The following is a 1,300-nucleotide window of genomic DNA, read 5'->3' on the forward strand; positions in this document are numbered from 1 at the left end:
CCACAGGCGTGTCGTTTCGGCGCTCATCCGCCAGTGATTAGGCCGCGACATGAAGTTCCCTCTCGACAGCTTGCAGGCGCACGCGTTCGCCCTCCGAATCTTTCCGCATGAATTCCGCTTGCATCTCATCGATCCTGCCGGCCTCGGCCAGCCTGATCGCATGCCTCCACATCGGAACGCCGTGGGTGTCGACGATGTCGTTGGCCACGGCAGGAAGGGTGCTGACATCGCGCGAAGCGGCATCAAGCAACTTGCGCCGAATGGTTTTGTCCAGGATCAAGGTCTCCCGGACCGCCACACGCTTACCGTCCAGAGATGGAAGTAGCTTCTGGCAAACGATCAGGCGACACGCCTCGATCAGGCTGCCCAGCTCGGAGGCCATTTCGTTGGACGGTAGCGACTGCATCATTCGCAGGAACGTGCCGCCTACCGTGTTGGCGTGCACGGTGGTGTACAGCGCATGGCCCGTCTGCGCGGCCAGGTTCGAGGCCTTGATCGTCGCCGCATCGCGCGACTCACCGATGATGATGCGGTCGGGGTCGCAGCGCAGGAAGTTGGTGACCGCCACGGCGAAGGACGGAAGGTTCTGCGGCACGTTCGACTGCGTGATCGTTGAGGTGCAGTTCGGGTTTGCCAGCACCTTGTTGTAGATGAACTCCACCGGCGCAGACGCTTCCATGATGTTCTCGTGCGCGTCAGGGTCTTCCAGCTTGTTGCGGATGACACCTGCCATCAGCGTGCTCTTGCCGGAGCCGGTGGCACCGCACACCAGCACCATGCCCTCATCCGGGTATAGCGCATCGACGATGTCCGACCCGAGCTCTTCGGCCGGCAGTTGCGGCGGCATGTCGGGCAACTCGCGAAGCGTGATCTTGATGCCTTGGGCCCCACGCACTTCGCAGCCGGTTGCGTTCCAGCGGAAGCGCAGGTTGCTGTCGCGATCTATCTTCAGGGTGTAGGCGTTGTCCAGCGGCTTGCCGGAGCGGATCTCCATCTCACCGTTGTCGCCACCGTAGAGCACGCGGACCATGTCGGCGAGCTCAGCGTCATCGAGCTTGCGGCGGCTGCCGTACTGGACAGACCCATGGATGCGGAATTGCACCCGCGCATGGGACTGTAGATGGATGTCCGACGCGCCTACCGTCTTGGCATGGACGAGAAGCGCATTGAACTCATCCCGCCCGAACCGCACGGGCTCGTAAGCCAGCAGGAATGGGTTCTCGCTCACGGCAGCGCCTCGGGACTCGACGCTTCTTCCGCCGGCGGCGGGATTGGACGATCGCTCTGCCCCGTGGGCAGG

General features: G+C 63.1%; 1 protein-coding gene. It reads right to left on the reverse strand.

Going from position 1 to position 1,300, the window contains the following annotated elements; translation table 11 throughout:
- Positions 1-37: 37 nt before the first annotated feature.
- The coding region (locus AC04L7_RS18865) for a type IV pilus twitching motility protein PilT (RefSeq protein WP_475513725.1) at positions 38-1,300 on the reverse strand (1,263 nt) is incomplete at its 5' end.

The sequence above is a fragment of the Pseudoxanthomonas sp. LjRoot204_2 genome (genome assembly GCF_056175765.1).